The organism is Natrinema zhouii (assembly GCF_013456555.2).
GTDB lineage: Archaea > Halobacteriota > Halobacteria > Halobacteriales > Natrialbaceae > Natrinema > Natrinema zhouii.
Map to the genome: position 1 here is coordinate 387742 of NZ_CP084883.1, position 17330 is coordinate 405071.

11 protein-coding genes are annotated in these 17330 nt (G+C 62.9%); 5 read left to right on the forward strand and 6 right to left on the reverse strand.

The window, feature by feature from the left end; all coding sequences use genetic code 11:
- Nucleotides 1–95: 95 nt before the first annotated feature.
- On the forward strand, nt 96–3866 hold the full coding sequence (locus HYG81_RS42095; protein WP_226778131.1) for a heparinase II/III domain-containing protein: 3771 nt from the start codon (nt 96–98) through the stop codon (nt 3864–3866).
- Between the two features lie 33 nt (nt 3867–3899).
- On the opposite strand, the gene HYG81_RS42100 is transcribed toward HYG81_RS42095, so the two are convergent.
- Both HYG81_RS42100 and HYG81_RS42105 read right to left on the reverse strand, forming a co-directional pair.
- Nucleotides 3900–5564: a glycoside hydrolase family 3 protein gene (locus tag HYG81_RS42100; protein ID WP_226778132.1), complete on the reverse strand. Its 1665-nt coding sequence runs from the start codon at nt 5562–5564 to the stop codon at nt 3900–3902.
- A 260-nt stretch (nt 5565–5824) separates the two neighbouring features.
- Nucleotides 5825–6721, reverse strand: coding sequence for a Gfo/Idh/MocA family protein (locus tag HYG81_RS42105; protein WP_226778133.1), 897 nt, complete (start codon nt 6719–6721; stop codon nt 5825–5827).
- Nucleotides 6722–6845: 124 nt separating this feature from the next.
- Between HYG81_RS42105 and HYG81_RS42110 the strand changes: the two genes are divergently transcribed.
- Complete coding sequence (locus tag HYG81_RS42110; RefSeq protein ID WP_340674448.1) at nt 6846–7709, forward strand: SDR family NAD(P)-dependent oxidoreductase; 864 nt, start codon at nt 6846–6848, stop codon at nt 7707–7709.
- A 31-nt stretch (nt 7710–7740) separates the two neighbouring features.
- On the opposite strand, the gene HYG81_RS42115 is transcribed toward HYG81_RS42110, so the two are convergent.
- Nucleotides 7741–8886 carry a GNAT family N-acetyltransferase gene (locus HYG81_RS42115; protein ID WP_226778134.1) on the reverse strand — a complete coding sequence of 382 codons (1146 nt, stop codon included), beginning with the start codon at nt 8884–8886 and terminating at the stop codon, nt 7741–7743.
- Between the two features lie 246 nt (nt 8887–9132).
- Here HYG81_RS42115 and HYG81_RS42120 point away from each other — a divergent pair, with 246 nt between their 5' ends.
- From HYG81_RS42120 to HYG81_RS42130, 3 genes are all read left to right on the forward strand, one after another.
- Entirely contained in the window at nt 9133–10869 is a 1737-nt protein-coding gene (locus HYG81_RS42120; RefSeq protein ID WP_226778135.1) for a family 20 glycosylhydrolase, read from the forward strand.
- A 641-nt stretch (nt 10870–11510) separates the two neighbouring features.
- Nucleotides 11511–12674 (forward strand): glycoside hydrolase family protein, encoded by a 1164-nt coding sequence (locus HYG81_RS42125; RefSeq protein ID WP_226778136.1) that lies wholly within the window; start codon nt 11511–11513, stop codon nt 12672–12674.
- A gap of 124 nt (nt 12675–12798) precedes the next feature.
- The gene (locus tag HYG81_RS42130) at nt 12799–13635 is read left to right on the forward strand and encodes a PIG-L deacetylase family protein (RefSeq protein ID WP_226778137.1); all 837 of its coding nucleotides are present in this window, start codon (nt 12799–12801) and stop codon (nt 13633–13635) included.
- 82 nt (nt 13636–13717) lie between these two features.
- Here HYG81_RS42130 and HYG81_RS42135 read toward each other — a convergent pair whose 3' ends face one another.
- From HYG81_RS42135 to HYG81_RS42145, 3 genes are all read right to left on the reverse strand, one after another.
- Nucleotides 13718–15196: a sulfatase family protein gene (locus HYG81_RS42135; protein WP_226778138.1), complete on the reverse strand. Its 1479-nt coding sequence runs from the start codon at nt 15194–15196 to the stop codon at nt 13718–13720.
- A 126-nt stretch (nt 15197–15322) separates the two neighbouring features.
- On the reverse strand, nt 15323–16543 hold the full coding sequence (locus HYG81_RS42140; protein ID WP_226778139.1) for an aminotransferase class V-fold PLP-dependent enzyme: 1221 nt from the start codon (nt 16541–16543) through the stop codon (nt 15323–15325).
- The gene (locus tag HYG81_RS42145) at nt 16540–17274 is read right to left on the reverse strand and encodes a fumarylacetoacetate hydrolase family protein (RefSeq protein ID WP_226778140.1); all 735 of its coding nucleotides are present in this window, start codon (nt 17272–17274) and stop codon (nt 16540–16542) included. The genes HYG81_RS42140 and HYG81_RS42145 overlap by 4 nt, the downstream gene beginning before the upstream one ends.
- Nucleotides 17275–17330: the final 56 nt, after the last annotated feature.

Below are 17330 nucleotides of genomic sequence, written 5' to 3' on the forward strand. Positions count from 1 at the left end.
TACGTCTGCTTCTCTATACGGTTTTAGTTCGGATAGTAACCGAACAGTGATACTCATCCAAGCATATATGTTCGCGGATACTAATGTGCATGGTGATGACGAGCGGCAATCCAGAGACTAGCATACCCGAGTGGCAATACGACGGTCTGTGTACCGTAACTGACAGATCGCCGGATATCGCCGTTCCCCGTCGGTCGTTTCTCGCCGCAACGGGAGCGGGAATCGTCGGCGGACTGCTCGCCGGATCCGAAACGACGTGGGCCGCCGAAGACGACGCGTCTCACCGGAAGACTCGACCAACGGTCTGGACGGCGGAGATGCGCCAGAACGCCCGCCAGAACGTCACCGAGTACGACTGGGCTGCAAGCCAACGAGACTCCGCTGTCGAGACGGCCGACAGGCTCCTGGATCGGTGGGGGCCGGATCTCGACAGCCTCTGGAGTCTGATCACGTCTCAGGACATCCCTCGAGGGGGTGGCGTCTCGGCCGAACGCAATATCCTGGGTGGCTATTCCGATCCCGGCACTGATCGGCACTGGAAGATCGAAACGACGGTCGAGAACCCGAACGGAGACGGGAACTTGGTCGTCCCGACGAACGACTTCGGGGCCTATCGCCGGAGCGGTCTGGACGAACGGGGCATGTTCGATCCCGAACTGGCCGACGACTCGCTGCTGGTCAACGAGGAACATCCCGAAATGGGCGACGGATGGGGCGTCGACGACGGCTGGGGGTGGGTCGACGAAGACGACGATCTCGGCGCCGGCGAGGGCAACCGCTGGAACTTCGTCGCCTACTACAACCACTGGTTCGTCTGGCGACCCGGTGGAGTCCGTCGGCTCGTCGTCGCGCTTCAGGACGCGTACCTGTTGACCGGCGATTCGACGTACGCCGTCGCCGGCCTGGTCGTACTCGATCGCATCGCGGACGTCTACCCGGAGATGTCGATCTGGGAGTACAAACAGAGCGATGGCTTCATGAACAACCACGGCGGCCGCCAGACCGGACGCGTCCTCGGGGGGTCGTGGGAGACGAACCTCGTCCGCGATCTCATGCCTGCCTACGACGCGTTCTTCCCCGCTCTCGAGGACGACGAGGTCAGCAACGAGGTGATCGGTTTCCTCGAACGGAAGACCGTGGAGTTTCCGGGATTGGATGGTAAGGGATCGGTCCGACAGATCCGCGAGAACATCGAGGAGAACTTCATCCAAGAGATTCTTCCGGCCGCGAAAGAGTCCGATCTCATCCCCTCCAGAGGACAGCGCCCGGCGGTCGCCCTCTCGGCACGTGTTCAAGACGATGTTCGAGAAAACGGATACACTCGAGAGGCGCTCAAGTGGCTCTTCCAGCCCGGTGGCGAGCAGTTCGTTGGCGACGTCTGGAACGAAGAGCCGGAGAACTGGATCACGACCGGTGGCGAGGTCCTGACCCCGCTGGTCAATCAGTGTGACCGAGACGGATACTGGCACGAGGCTGCGCCGCTATACAACCGGATCCAGATGGCGTCGATCCGGCAGGTGGCCGAGGTTCTCAAGGGCTACGACGGCTTCGACGGGGCGGACCTCTACCAACACCCGAAGATGCAACAGGCACTCGGGATCAATTCCGACCTCATCCTGCTCGATACTCTGGTCCCCGAGATCGGCGACACCCACGCCTACAGCGGTGACCGCTGGGTGAGCCAGTCGGGGATCGAAGATGGCTACGAAGTGACCGGAGATTCCCGATTCGCACAGTTATGGCACTTCGTGAACGGCTACTCGACGGCGGGGATCCGCGGCTCCATTTATGACGTAAATCCCGAACGGCTCGGTGACGAAATCCAGTCGATCGTCGACGCCGAAGGGCCGCTGGATCCGTCGAGCCAGAACCTCGCGGGCTACGGATTCGCGGCGCTTCGCGACGGAGAGAACTACATGAATCAGCAGTTCGGGATGACCCTCGACACGTCCATGCTATTCCACGATGCCTCGACAGCGATCAACGATAGCTTCGAGGAGGCGATCCAACTCGAGGCCGAGCAGGAAGGTGATCAGTGGTCCTTCACGTTCGATGTCGACGAGGCCGGTGAGTACGAACTCGAACTCGAGGCGCTGTTCACCTCCAGTTACGGCATCTACGAGCTGTACCTCAACGACGAGCACGTCGATACTGTCGATTTCATGGCCGGTGGGAGCGGTCGCGATGTCCTGTCGTACGTCGAAGCACTGCCGGAAGGCACGAACACCATGCGGTGGGTGAACGTCGGCAAGAACGCGGACTCGAACGGTTACAAAATGGCCCTGTATTCCCTCACGTTGCTCGACGAGGAAGACCGGGCCCGGAGAGACGACGCCGCCGAACTGGGCAACGCCAAACGAGCGGTCTGGCTGTACTACGGACGGAACGGGATCGGCGGCGGCGGTACCCCACACGGCCACCGCGACACGCTGAACATCGGGATCGCGGCCAACGAGATGGAGCTCGCGCGGGACCTCGGATACCCCGAACGGACCGGAACCTACGCGCCCCGGCAGTTCTTCACGGACAACACGCTCAGTCACAACACGGTCGTGGTCGACGATGGGGGACAGGAACACCACTGGGTCGGCGAGCCGCGACACTTCGAGGGGGATGACGAGCGCGTGAACCTGATCGACGTCGAGGCACCGAGCGTCTACGACCAAACCGACGAATACCGCCGGACGACCGCCATGATCACCGTCGACGACGAGCACTCCTACGCGGTCGATTTCTTCACGGTCGAGGGCGGTGACGATCACCGCTTTAGTTTCCACGGAACGAAGGCGGACGTGTCGACCGAGGGGCTCGATCTCGTCGCCCAGGAGGGCGGTACTCTGGCCGGCGAGGACGTCCCCTTCGGGGACGGCGCGTACGACGAAGCGATGTACGATGCGGACGGCGCGCGCACGGCGGGTGCTGGCTTCAACTACTTCGACAACGTCGAACGCGACCGCGATCCCGGCGAAAAAATCGCGGTGGAATGGGACGTGGAGGATCACTTCGATGTCCGCGACGACGACGCCGAGGACGTCCGCATGCGGCTGACCTCCTTCGGTGACTTCGACGAGGTCGTGCTCGCGGACGGCTATCCGCCACAGAGTTCCAGCAGTGCTGACCCCGAGCCCAGTATCCGGTACGCGTTCCTCAATCGCAGCGGGTCGGACCTCGAGAGCACGTTCGTCTCGACGATCGAGTACTACGAGGGTGAACGCGTCGTCGACTCCGTCGAGAAAGTCAACGTCACCGGCGGCGAGGCCCACGCGGTCAGGGTAGAACTCACGAGCGGGCGGACCGACTACATCGTCTGTGCGTTCGACGAAAACGCCACCGTCGTCGTCGACGAGACGTTCGAGTTCAAGGGGTTCTTTGGCGTCTACTCGGTCGAAGACGACGACCCCGAATACGCCTACGTCCACGACGGCAGACGGCTGGCCCCTCTCGGTAGCGGGCCGTTAGTCCAAGAGGCGCACAGCGAAATCAAGGGGCTCGTCGAGGACTTCACGGAGGGGATGTCGCTCGAGAACGAACTCGCGATTCGGATCGGCAGCGGCCACCCACCGGAACTCGAGCGTCACGCCGGCTTCGTCTACGTCGACAACGACAATTCAGATCCCTGGCGCGGCGAACCCGACCCGACGAATCCGGTCGAAGGGCGCGACCAGCGCGGCCGAGGCAACGGCGCGTATCCGATCGAAGCGATCGGCGACGGCGAGGGGAACGTCGTAAGGATCGATGTCGGCGATAAAACCTTCACCCGCGACTTCGTCGATTCCGAGCAACTCGAAGAGGGCGGCTATCATTACATTATCGACGAGGACGACGACGTCAGGATCCCGTTGACGGCGACCTGGTCCCGCGAGTAAATACGTCGATCCCGTCCGTTTCTTGCGATCGATTCACCTGCTCTGGCGTTCGAGAGGGAGCGACTCGCGCGGTTTCGTCTCCCGACCGAGTACCGTTACGAGAGCCCGGCCGGCCGTTTCGGGAATCGGTTCTGGCATGCCGAGTCGGTCCTGGGCGTATGTCGCGACGTACGCGATGTCGTCGGGCAACCGTTCGTACTCGTTCGGCAGCCCGAGCGAGACGACGACGACCGGAAGCGCGTCGGACAGCGCGTCGACCACTCGCCGCTGTCCGTCCGGGAATTCCTCCCGGGTGTACGTCGTGACGACCGCGATGTCGACGGCATCGGCGATCGATCGAAGCGTTTCGAGGCGGGTGTCGAGCGATTCGGGTTCGATCGGCGGTTTCGGATCGTCGAGCGCCCGTCCGTCGCTCGGAGCGAGCGAACGGCCGATGACGTCGCCGAACGCAGCGTCGAGCCGCGGTTCGAGGGAGCGAACGCCCCTGATACCGGTCAGGAGGACGTCCGCGTCGTCGGGCAGCGGCAGGACGTCCGCGTCGTCGAGAACAGTGTAGGATCGTTCGTACGCGGCCGCAGCGATCGATTCGTGCGCTTTGCTTCCGGTCGTTTCGAGCGCCTCGAGCGGGTCGACGTGCCGCCGCTCGGAGAGATCATACGCGTCCTTCAGCGCCAGGATCCGCTCGACCGACTCGTCGATGCGCGACTCACGGATGTCGCCGGACGTGACTGCGTCGACGATCGCGTCGCGCATCTCGCGGAGGTCGGTGGCGGGGACGTACCCGGTGAGGAGGAGATCGACACCGGCGTCGAGAGCTCGGACCGCGGCCTCGCCGACGCCGTAGTTGTCGGCGATCGCGTCCATCATCATCGCGTCGGTGACGACGACGCCGTCGAAGCCGAGGTCGTCCCGGAGCAGGTCCGAGAGAACCGTCCGGGAGAGAGTCGCCGGCAGATCTGGATCAAGACAGTCGACGACGATGTGCGAGGTCATGAGACAGTCGACGCCTTCCTCGATCATCGTCTCGAACGGCGGGAGGTGGACCCGTTCGAGCGTTTCCCGGTCGTAGGTGACGTGGGGCAACTCGTGGTGGGAGTCCTCGGCGGTGTCGCCGTGGCCGGGGAAGTGTTTCGCCACCGCGATCTGGTTCGTGGCGTGAATTCCGTCGAGCGCCGCGGTTGCGTACTCGGAGACCGTCTCGGGATCACTCCCGGGCGATCGGACGCCGATCACCGGATTGTCGGGGTTCGTGTTCACGTCGACGACCGGTTGGTGGCTCGTGTTCAGTCCCATCGCCAGCATATCGCGCGCGACGGCGGCGGAAACGTCCCTCGCGAGGTCGAGATCGCCCGCCGCGGTTCGACCCATGAGTGCCGGGTACGCCCGAGTACCGTGTTCGACGATGTCCACGGCCCCGTACTCGCAGTCACAGGAGAGTAACAGGGGGATTCCGTGGGATGTCCGCGTCGCCCACTGCTGGAGGCGGTTCGCGTACTGCGCCATGAAGTGCGGGGTCACCGCGTGCGAACCGTACACCCGGACCGCTCCGGGCTGGATCTCCTCGATGACGGTTTTCATCCCCTCGTCGGGCCACTCAGTTCCCGTTTCGAGGTGACTGAGGCCGATTCCCACATGGAGCAGTTGTCCCACTTTTGCCTCCAGCGATAACGCTTCGATTGTCGCTGTCGAATCGTCCATATTCTTCCTGTGCGGTGTGATGTCAATATTCTACCGGTCGCGTGAGCCGACCGAACCGGAGAGAGCGCTGTGAGAGACGATGTGCAGTCGAGCGTGACCTCCCTCGCTTGGACAGGGTTTCGTTCGTCGTTCCAATAACCTCCGCGGCGGTGATCCGATGACGCCGTCCGGATTATCGGCGTCCTCGACTGTGGAGGTCCACGAGCAGCGACGAGTTGCGCGTCTCTCGAGCGAATCGTACTCGCGCTCGCCGGTCCGGCTCAGTAGTACGGTTCGTAGTCGGCCAGAAACGGTGTACTGTCGACCGGCGTCGCCGCGGGTATCACGTCCTCATCGGACGGGACCGGCTTCCCCTCCTCGATGGCAGTCTGCACACCGAGATGCAGCCGTGCACCGTCGATCAGCCGATGCCGATCGTTGCGCTCACCGCGCGCCGCCGCGACGAACCCGTCGAGAAACGGGTCATACATCCGCTCGAGCTCCGAGACTGTACTCTCGATCGCCACGGCGTCCGTCCTGTCACCGACGGAAAGGAAGGCGAACGTGGCGTCCTGTTCCGACCCGTCGAAATCGAACGTGACGGTCGATCCGTCTTCGAAGTGGACCGCCGTCACGTGACCGGCGCTGTCGATCGGTTCGATCCGGGTCCAGTCGACGCCGAGCACCGATCGGGCAGCGTCGATCAGGTGGACGCCGTAGTAAAACGGATCGCCGTAGCCCGAACAGAACAGCGTCTCCGGATTCGTCTCGGACAACGCCGAAACGGCCGGATGAAACGGAACCGCCGAACCGCCGTACAACGGGGCGTCTCCCCGCTTGGCCGCGGCGGCGATCGCGTCGACGTCGGAAACGGAACCAGCGAGCGGTTTGTCGATCATCGTCGGTACGCCCGCCTCGAGGAAGGGAACGGCGAGCGGCCGATGCGTACACCAGTCGACAGTCAGGACCATCACGGCGTCGACCGCGTCGATCATCGCGCGGGCGTCGTCGTACCGGGTCGCATCGTGCTCGGTACAAAACTCGTCTATGTACGTATCGTTTCGTCTGTCCCCGCTGTCCCAGACTGCTCCGACGGTGGTATCGTCGCGGTCATTGAGAACTGACGCGAACTTTTCGGGATGACTAGTGTCTAACCCGAGCATTCCAGTCTCGATCATCTATGGTAAGTTATTTGGTATACCATATAATTCTGCCCCCGTCCGACGACCGGACTCGATTCTCGTCGCATCGCGATCGGTGACCCGATCAATTAAGGCGAATGCCACGTATATTCCAGGTATAATGTCCGCATTGCTCACGGAGAAAACGGTGATCGTCACCGGTGCCACTCGCGGAATCGGTAGAGCGATCGCCGAGCGGTTCGCGGCGGAGAGCGCGAACCTCGTCGTCTGCTCGCGAAGCGAAGACGACGTAACGACGGTCGCGGAACAGTTGCGTGCCGACCACGACGTCGACGCCATCGGCCTTCCGTGCGACGTCACATCCACCGACGAGATCGAAGCGATGGTCGACGCAACTCTCGAGCGCTTCGACGGCATCGACGCCCTCGTCAGTAACGCCGGTGGCTCGATCGACGACGACAACCTTCACCGGATCGACGAGGAAGCGTGGGACCGAACCGTCGAACTCAATCTCAAATCGCTGTTTCTGGTGTCCCGCGAGGTAGTCCCGGCGATGGTCGAAAGCGGCGGCGGTTCGATCGTCCACGTGTCCTCGGTCAACGGCATCGACGGTATCGGACAGATCGCCTATTCGTCAGCCCGGAGCGGCGTCCTCGGCCTCTCTCGGCTCATCGCGACGCAGTACGGTCGTCACGGCATCCGTTCGAACGTCGTCTGTCCGGGAACCATCGAGACCGATCGCCGCGACAGAGCCATGAACGAGGTCGGTGAGAGCCGTGATTCCGCCGAACACGACGGCGAGTGGACCCAGCGCGATCAGTGGATCGACCAGTATCCCGCCGGGCGGTTCGGGACCCCGGACGAAGTGGCTGATGCGGCACTCTTTCTCGCCTCCGATATGTCATCGTTCGTCAACGGAACCAGCCTCGTCGTCGACGGCGGACTGACAGCCGGACTGGACTGGAGCTTCCAACGCCAGATCTTCCAGAGCGAGGAACGGCCGACTCGGCCCAGCAAGCGGTGAGCGCGTCTCCGTCAGAGAGAGTATTCCCTCATCAGACGTGTTCCGTCGCCCACACGAAGAACCTGAGTGGGAGGACCGCCTCGAGGAACGGATCGGTCGCTCGCAGGGTTTCACACCGGTTCGGCAGGCCGAACAACAGCGACGTCAGCGCCGTCCGTTCGAGTTCGAGATCCGGTGCTCCCGTCTCCGGCTCGATTGACACTGACGCAGGTCCATAGGCGATGCGGACCGACTCGCCGTCAATGATCCCGAGCCCGATCGACCCCTGTTCCGTTCGACCGCTCTGGAGCCACCGGTCTTCGAGCTGACCCCGGAACGCTGTGAGGAGCCCGTGGAGATCACAGATGCGGAGTTTCCGATGCGGATGGGCCGACCAGATCCTACTGTGGCGAGCGAACACGGGCTCGAGGGGGTGCCACGGTGGCACGCGAGCGGTCAGTTCGGTCAGGTCGTACATCGCCAGCACGTGCGAGAGCAGCGTCTCGAGGCCGGCTTCCGAACCACCGAACTCCTCGATCGTTCGATTCGGACTCTCGCGAGTGAGGCTCACGTACGCCGGGTCATTACCGCCGTCGTCCTCGTAGACGAGCGTCTCCAGACCGCGCTGACCGAAGACAGTCCGAGCGTCCGTCCGGTCACGGACGACGCGATATGGTTCAGCCTCGTGGATCGCGTGGAGCGTCTCGAGATGGTCATCAGTGCCGTAGCCGACAACCGTTTCGGAGGCGGTCAGTTCGCCGTCGAACGACCGGCCATCGAGAACGTACCGGTGCTCGTTCCCCGACAGCTCGTAGCCGAAGTGACCGTAGCGCTGTCGGTTCCCACTGAGATCCGAGAGCGGAACGCCGCGTTCATCCATTCTGTCGAACCAGAACTCGAGGAGTTGACTCATGTAGCCGTTACCCCGATACCGTCGGTCAGTCGCGACGCCGCCGATACCCCAGCACTCGATCGTTCCCGTCCCGATCGAGAGCGTCTGGGGGATTGCCGCGATGTGACTTACGATCCGTCCGTCTTCGACGATAATCGCATGCCGGTCGCTGTGATCTCGATCGTAGGCGAACGGGAGTCGTGCCGCCATGCCACCGCGCTCGTTGGAGAAGTACCGATCCAGTAGCGCCATCAGTTCCGGGAACTCGTCCGGCGTTGCGAGCCGCGGTCCGTCGGGGTCGGTCATGCTTTGATCCCCGTATTCCGTTCGCGGTCGCCACGCGAGTCGGCCGGTGGCATCGCTGAGTCGATCGAGTCCTCACCGAATAACACTGACTGGATCACCATTTGTCGTATTCTCTCCACGGAACATCATAAATACTGGTGGGCGTTACCCCACGACGCGAGTACGTGACGGCGACTCGAGCGTGGCGTCGATCCCGAAGCGGTGAAAACGATTAAGACGACCGCCCGTATTGGTGCCTGATAACGCATGACAGCGACAGAGAGACGCGCCGTTCCGCGACCGCGCCAAGTCGACACGACGGAGGGTGTCGTCCAGTTCGACGCTCCCATCGTGGTCGGGACGCCTGAAGAGAAAGCGACACCGGTGGTCAATCTGTTCGAGACGCTCCTCGGGCGAGAGATCGACGACCGGGTCGTCCGGGCTGATGAGGACACGGAGCCGGACGTTCGGCTAACGATCGACGACTGTCCCTCTTCAGAGTTCGACGACCCCGAGGGGTACGTTCTCGAAACCACCGACGATACCGTCACGATTCGCGCGTCGACTGTCGACGGGCTCCGATACGGCTGCCAGACGTTCGTCACAGCGCTCACGGTTCGAGACGACGATCGACCAGTGTTCCCGGCCGGCGAGATCCACGACTGGCCGGCGACGAGCTGGCGGGGGTTCATGCTCGACCCGGCACGCGGCTTTCTGCCGGTCGCTCGGGTGAAACGCCGGATCGATCAGGCCGCGCGGTCGAAACTGAACCGGCTTCATCTCCACCTGCTCGACGACGAGTCCTACGCGCTCGAGTCCGAGGCATATCCCGAATTGAACCGGGATTCGAACGGAACCAAACGTCCGGCGTACTCGTCGGCGGACGTCGCCGAACTGGTCGACTACGCGGGGCGTCGCGGAATCGAAATCGTCCCCGAAATCGACATGCCGGCCCACGCGCGCCATATCCTCGAGACGTATCCTGAGCTCCAGTGTACCGTCGAGGGCGGCGACCCCAGCGAACGGACGATATGTCTCGGTAACCGCGAGACGATCGAGTTCGTCGAAACGTTACTCGAGGAGGTAACCGAACGGTTCCCGTTCGACGTGGTCCACATCGGCGGCGACGAGTGGGAGATGCTGGGCCACTCGTGGGACGAGTGCGTCGACTGTCGAGCGAAGATGGCAGCGGATGGATCCGAGACGGTCACCGAACACTTCTACGCGTTCATTCGCCATATTCACGAGTTCCTCGAGGAGCGCGACCGGCGGACGACGCTCTGGAACGACCAGATCGATATCTCCGAATCACCGGACCTGCCGCGAGACGTTACGATCCAGTTTTGGCGCGTCGCGGGACCGAGTCGCGGTCCGGTCGAGGGGTGTAGCATGGCGCGGTTTCTGGAGGAAGGATTCGACGTCGTTAACTCGTACGTTCACGCGGCCTACGTCAACGGGTGGATCACCGAGGAATACGTCCTCGGCTGGGAACCGAAACGGCGACCGTCGGTTCCCGAGAACCACGAGGAACAGGTTCTGGGTGGCGAACTCCTCGCCTGGGAACCGTCCGACGAACCGGCTCGCGAGTACTTCGAGCGCGCGCTTCCGTCGGCGATTCCTGTCTTTGCCGATCGGCTCTGGAACGGGGCTCCGATCGCGGACCGTTCGTCGTTCTCGCGGGCGTTGACGAGACACGCACTCGGACCATACGTACCCGACGGATTCGACATCTACCGCGAACTCGGCGGAACGATTCTGCCGACGGACTGGAAGCGCTCCGACCCGAGTCCGCCCGCCCACGCGAACCGCTCGCTTGGTGATCGAACGCCACGAGAGGCGATGGCCGAGTACGAGGCGGCGATCGAGACGCTCTCCGCACTCCGAGAGGCCGAAGAGACGGTGTATCCGGAAACCGCCGACGCGTACGTCGACTGTCTCGAGTGGCTCGTCGACGTGGCCGAACGCGACGGACGGGGCGTGATCGATCGTCCCTGGGAACCGTAACGACGTCCACGTTTTCGGGACGAGGAAGTAGCAGCGAGCCTGCTGCACAATCGTTTTGTTCTGTAAAACGATAATGGCTGCGAGAGCGCATCGGTACTGCTGTCCTCCCCCTTACAACCAAACCCGCCCTCTTGAATGACACCCATAGGTATGTAATGAGGACTCGTCGATTGACCGCGTTTTCGTCCCGAAACCGCTCACTCGCTTCACGGTACTAGCCGATATCTGACTCGAAAGCCGATCGACCCAGTTTTCGCGTCTCGAACACGATCACTAACCGGGATGAACGACTGCTGTAACCGTCACGACACTGATTTGAAATGGCAAAACGAACCACTGTTCGATCGGCGGTAATTCGAACCGATCACCGCTCGAGTCACTATCGGCAAAAACGGTCTCAGGCGATAGTAGCCGCTGAAAGTCGTTGTACACCTGGCCGCATGGCAGCTGTGTGATCAGTGGGTGAATCGTTTCAGTGGCTCCTATCGAAGAACCACGAACCCTGCTCACTTTCGCGAATCGGGATCCGATCTAGCCCCCTTGGTGTTTTATATTGCTAAACGAGTAACTGTCGTCTCCGTCTCCGTTTCCGATTGGTTCGGGACCGAATACTTTTACCGCTCATCAGCGACTACACTCGTATGCCTGCAGTGTGGACGTACCCGTGGACGCTCTCCCGCGAAGGAATCGCTGCTGCGTGCGAGCGTCTCACGGAATGCGGTATCGACGCGGTGAACGTCGCCAGTCACTACCACTCGGTTCGATCGATGCAGCCCCGGTTTCCCGACGACCTGTTTCGGACCTACGCCGGCGGTTGTTACTTCGAACCGGACGAGGCGTTCGATCGCCTCCCGATCGATCCCACCGTTAATCGCATCGGATCGTGGGACGATCCGCTAGCCGAAATCGTCGACGGTGTCCACGATCGCGGCATGGCCGTCAATGCGTGGACGGTCTGTTTGCACAACTCTCGGCTCGGAGCGACGAATCCCGAATACCGGATCGAAAGCGCGTTCGGCGATGCGCACGATCACTCGCTCTGTCCGTCCCACCCCGAGGTCCGGGCGTACTTCGCCGCGGTCGTCGACTCGATTCGCGAGCGCGGCGTCGACGAAATCCAGCTCGAGTCGATCGGGTTTCCGAGCGCCTTTCACGATCACGGTTCGCAGTTCGGTCACGACAAACGCCAGACGGTGACGACCGACGTCGAAGCGGCGCTCCTCTCGCAGTGCTTCTGTGACGGCTGTCGAGCGGCGGCGGCGTCACATCCGGTTGACCTCGAGCGAGCCCAGACGAGCGTGCGGGCGCTCGTTCGCAGATCGCTCGCCGATCCGACCGCGTCGCCGTCCTCTTTCGATGCCATCGTCGAACGCGAGCCGGTGCTCGGCAACCTCTTCGACTTTCGAGCGACCGTCGTCGAACGACTGCTCGAGCGCCTCGCCGACGCCGCGGGCTCAACGCCGCTCAACTATTACGCGATGGAATCGTACGGCTCGGAGCCGTCCGATCTGGCTCTCTCCGGTGTGCGACTTGAGGACCTCGAGGAGCATCTCGACCGGGTGACGGCGATCTGTTACGTATCCGATCCCGAACTCGCTCGCGAGCGGATCCGGACCCTCGACCAGATCGGTGGCCTCCCAGTCGATACCGGCATCACGCTCGATCCGAACGTCGTCGATCGACGCGAACAGGTGTGCGACCTCGTCGACGGAGTTCGATCGGTTACCGACGGCTCCCTCTCGATCTACCACCATTCGCTGGCGACCGAAACGCACCTCGAGTGGATTGCAGACGCTCTGGCGTGATCGTCGCTCTGTGATCGGTCGAACGGAGCGACGCGGACCGACGACCGAAAGGCGTCGAATCTCGCTTTGTACGGAACTGCAAGCGGGCGGAACGTTTTTGCGCGACCGAAATCAATGCGCACTCGTGTCACACAGACTGTTAGTAATCGGTGCACACCCCGACGATCCCGACATTCGAGCCGGCGGACTCGCGTGCTCGTGTGCGGCGGCCGGCCACGACGTCCGATTCGTCTCGATAACCGACGGGCGCGGGGGGCATCACGAACAGCACGGACCGGAACTCGTCGACCGGCGTCGCGAAGAGGCCGCTGCAGCGGCGGCGGCTGGCGGGATCGAGTACCGGATCCTCGAGAATCCGGACGGCCGACTCAGACCGACGCTGGAGAACCGAGTGGAGGTGATTCAACTGATCCGTGAGTACGACCCCGACGTCGTGCTAACCCACCGGCCGAACGATTACCATCCCGACCACCGGTACACTTCGCAACTCGTTCGCGACGCGGCGTACATGGTCACCGTCCCAAACGTCTGTCCCGACGCTCCGCCCCTCGACTCCAACCCCGTCTTCGCCTATCTGCTGGATACCTTCGAGCGACCGTATCCGTTCACGCCGGACGTAGTCGTCCCGATCGACGAGGAGATGCTCGAACGGAAGTACGATATGCTTGACTGCCACGAGTCTCAGATGTACGAGTGGCTACCGTACACCGAGGACAAACTTACGGCGGTTCCTGACGATCCTGACAAGCACCGGGAGTGGTTAACGACGGATCCGATTTCGGGGCTCGAAGAGATGGGGAACACGGCCGATCGGTTCCGTGAGCAGTTGATCGAACGGTACGGAGTGGAACGCGGCAGAGAAATCGAGTACGCCGAAGCGTTCGAAGTCTCCGAGTACGGTGGCGATCTCACGTCCGAGCTCGCTGGGGGTCTCTTTTCGCCCCGATCAGCGGTTCTGTGACGACCCGATCGATTTCGTATCGTTCTTTTCGACCCGGTCTATCTGGGCCTCGAGACCCGGCCGAACACGACTACTAGCGCTGTCACCCGTGTCGCTCGAGCAGATCCGCCGCGTGCTCGCTCCGGTCCGTTTGCCGGAGGTGCTCGACGTACTCCTCGAGTGCGTCCCACGTGTAGTAGGGCCCTTTCTCGCGGAGGACCTCCCACATCGGGTCGGTAACGCCGTTCTCGGCATCGGGGTTTCCGCCCCGCTCACCGCGGGCGGCCTCGAGCAGTCGCTCGTCGACCCACCGCTGGAGCGTGCTCAGTCCTTCGCGCACGATTTCGGGCCGTTCGTCGGCGAGGTCCGTCGTCTCGTGCGGATCGGCAGCGAGATCGAACAGCATGACCTCCTCGAGATTACTCTTGAACGCGTCGTGGTAGGTCTTGAGCAGCAGCCAGTCGTTCCAGCGAACCGCCCGCTGGCACGTCCAGGCGGCCTGACTGAGCACCAGGTGATCACGGCCACTCTCGGTTCCGTCGGTGACCGTCTCGGCGAACGACCGTCCGTCCCAGCCCTCAGGGACGTCGCCGCCGGCGAGATCGACGAGGGTCGGCGGCAGATCGAGCTGGTACCGGAGGGCCTCGTCGACGCCCGGTTCGACGGTGGGACCGCGGACGATCAGCGGGACGTTGCAGGTCTTGTCGTCGGCCGTCTGGTGGTCACCGTAGACGTTGAACTCGCCGAGGTTCTCGCCGTGGTCGGCGCTCACGATGACCAATGTCTCCTCGAAGACCCCCGCCTCGCGCAGGCGATCGAACAGCTTCCCGATGTGAGCGTCCATATAGTGGATACCCGTGTCGTAGCCGTCGATCATCGTCACGTAGTCGTCACGAGAGGAGATGTCGGGCGGCATCCGGGGCGCATCCCGCTTGCCGCCCCATCCGCACAGGTCCTGTGCGCTCTGTGCTCCGGTTTCCTGGTAGTGCCGATCGATCAGGTCGTCGGTTACCCACTCCGGAGCGGAATCGTCTTCGAACGGGTCGCCGTACTCGAGCGGTGTCGTGTACTCCGTGTGCGGGTCCCAGAAGTTGACGTGGAGGTACCAATCGTCCTCGGCGGCGTGCTCGACGAGCCAATCGCGGGCGTGGGAATACACCTCGTCGGCGGTTTCGGTACCACCGCCGCCGGTGTCGTACAGTTCGTCGAATCCCTCGACGACCTGCCAGGCGTCGTGGCGGGCAGGAAACGGACTGATCATTGCAGTGTCGAACCCCCGTTCGTCGAGAATCGTCGCGAGGGTCCTGAAGCGACGCGGGTATCGCTCGCCGCGGGTGGCGCCGTATCGACGCGGATCCGCGTTGCGGCCGCCATGGTTAACGACGCCGGTGTGGATCCCGAACCGGCCCGTGTAAAATGCCGTTCTCGACGGGAGACACGGTGCATCCGACGTATAGACGTTCGTGAACCGACGTCCGTCCGCAGCGATCTCGTCGATGCTGGGCGACGTGTCCCGATGATACCCGTAGCAGCCGAGATGGTCCGGTCGCAATGAGTCGCAGTCGATGTACAGTATCCGCATATTCTAACAGGTCTCGCTCACCGATCATAATGGTTCTGCCGAGGACGAGTTACTCGCCGAGCGGGAACGAATCGCTCGAACACGTGCGTCGAAACTCGGCTCGGACCGAGAAACCCGAAACGGTGCCTATTCGGTGCCGACCTGCGCCGCGATCCGCTCGATGACGTAGTCGACCTCATCGTCGGGAAGACAGCGGGGATTAATCGTGAACCGCGAGCGGTGAACGTCATCGGCACCGACGAACACCCGCGGGTTCTCTCGGCGCAGCGCCAGAACGAGTTCGCCGGCGTCGACCGGTGACCGTGTCTCGTCTACCGTGACGACGACCGTCGTGACGGCGTCGGTCTTCCCGGCGTTTTCGAGTTCCGCGTCGAGGCCGTCGACCCCCTCGAGGTCGGCGGCGATCCGTTTGGCACGGTCGTGCCACTCGGCGAGAACGGTCTCGTCGTCCTGCTCGACGAACGCGTCGAGCGCCGCGATGAGGCCGGCGAGCTCCTCCTTGCCGACTTTCATCGACCGGCCGATCCCCTGAAGGGGGACGCCAGGGAGATTCGCAATGTCGACGAGGTCCTCGGGCGGCTCGTACACTGGTTCAGCGGCGTGCATGTCGAGGTGCTGACGCGCGACGGACGTGATCAGATCTTCGCGGCCCGCGAGAATGCCCGATGACTGCGGCCCTCGGATCGCCTTGCCGCCACTGAACGCGACGAGATCCACTCCTTGATCGATGTATTTCGAGAGGTTCTCCGTCGGCGGTAGCTCGGCCGCAGCGTCGACGATCACTGGCACATCGCGTTCGTGAGCGATTTCGACGACTTTCGGTAACGGCGGTTGCGTGAAAGGTTTCTCCATGTATGCAACCGCGATCGTCTCTTCGGTGATCGCGTCCGCGATCTCCCACGGTTGCGTGTTCTCCGAACCGGTTCCGAGGTGGTAGTCGTTGCCGCCGACGTCGACGATGTCGGCGCCCGCAGCCCGGAGCGCATGATCGTACCCGTTCCGATGGGTGCGCGGCATGACGATTTCGCTCGGAATCCCGTCGGTATCGGGTAGTTGTGCCATAACGCCGAGGTCGCCACCAGCGATGCACGCCGCCGCAGCAAGCGTGAGCGCCGAGCTCGCACCGTTGGTGACGTATCCCGACTCGGCGCCGGTTACCGCTGCGATCCGTTCCGAGGCGGCCGCCTGCAGATCCGAGATGCGGACGAACGCCTCGGCGGCGCGGTTCATCGCCACGAGGGCTTCCTCGCGGACGAGAGTCCCGCCGATCCGGGTCTTGGTCCCGGTCGCGTTGATCACCGACGGTATCCCGAGGTCGTCGTAGATCGTGTCTCGATCCGCCGTCATTGGGCGATCACGTGATTTTCGAGGGTGCCGACGCCGTCGAACTCGACCTCGACGGTGTCGCCGTCGCTGAGCCGATCGGGACCGAACGGCGTGCCGGTCGCGAGGACGTCACCCGGTTCGAGCGTGATCAGCTCCGTGACATCCGCGACGAGTTCGGGGACGGAGAAAATCATGTGTTCGCGGGTGGTCTCCTGTTTCGTCTCGCCGTTCAGGCGGAGCGTGAGCGTCGCGTCGGCCGGGACTTCGTCAGGGGAGGCGACGACCGGTCCCATCGGAAGCGAGGCGTCGAAGGCTTTGCCGCGCACCCAGTTGCGCTCTCGCTCCTGATCGTCGCGGTTCGAGATATCGTTGACGCACGTGAACCCGGCGACGACGTCCATGGCGTCCGCCTCCGGAACGCTGCGACACTGTTCGCCGATGACGATTCCGAACTCCGCTTCGAACTCGACGACATCCCGCCCCGGCGGCAGTTCGATGGTGTTGCCGTGGCCGACGACGCAGTTCGGCGTCTTCAGGAACAGTTCGGGGCGCTCGGGTTGCTCCTCGAACCCGGACTCTTCCCGGTGGTCCATGTACCCGCCCGCCTGACAGACGATTTTCGTCGGATCGGTCGGCGGGAGAACGTCCACTTCGTCGGGATTATACGTCCGCTCGTTCGCAACGATTCCGTCATCGGTCCACTCGCCGCGTCGAGTGTATCCGGTGGAGTCGCTGAATCGTACCATTCGCATTACGCCCCAACTGTTTTCGCGAGACGATAACGTTCTTTCGGTCGTCTCGTTACACT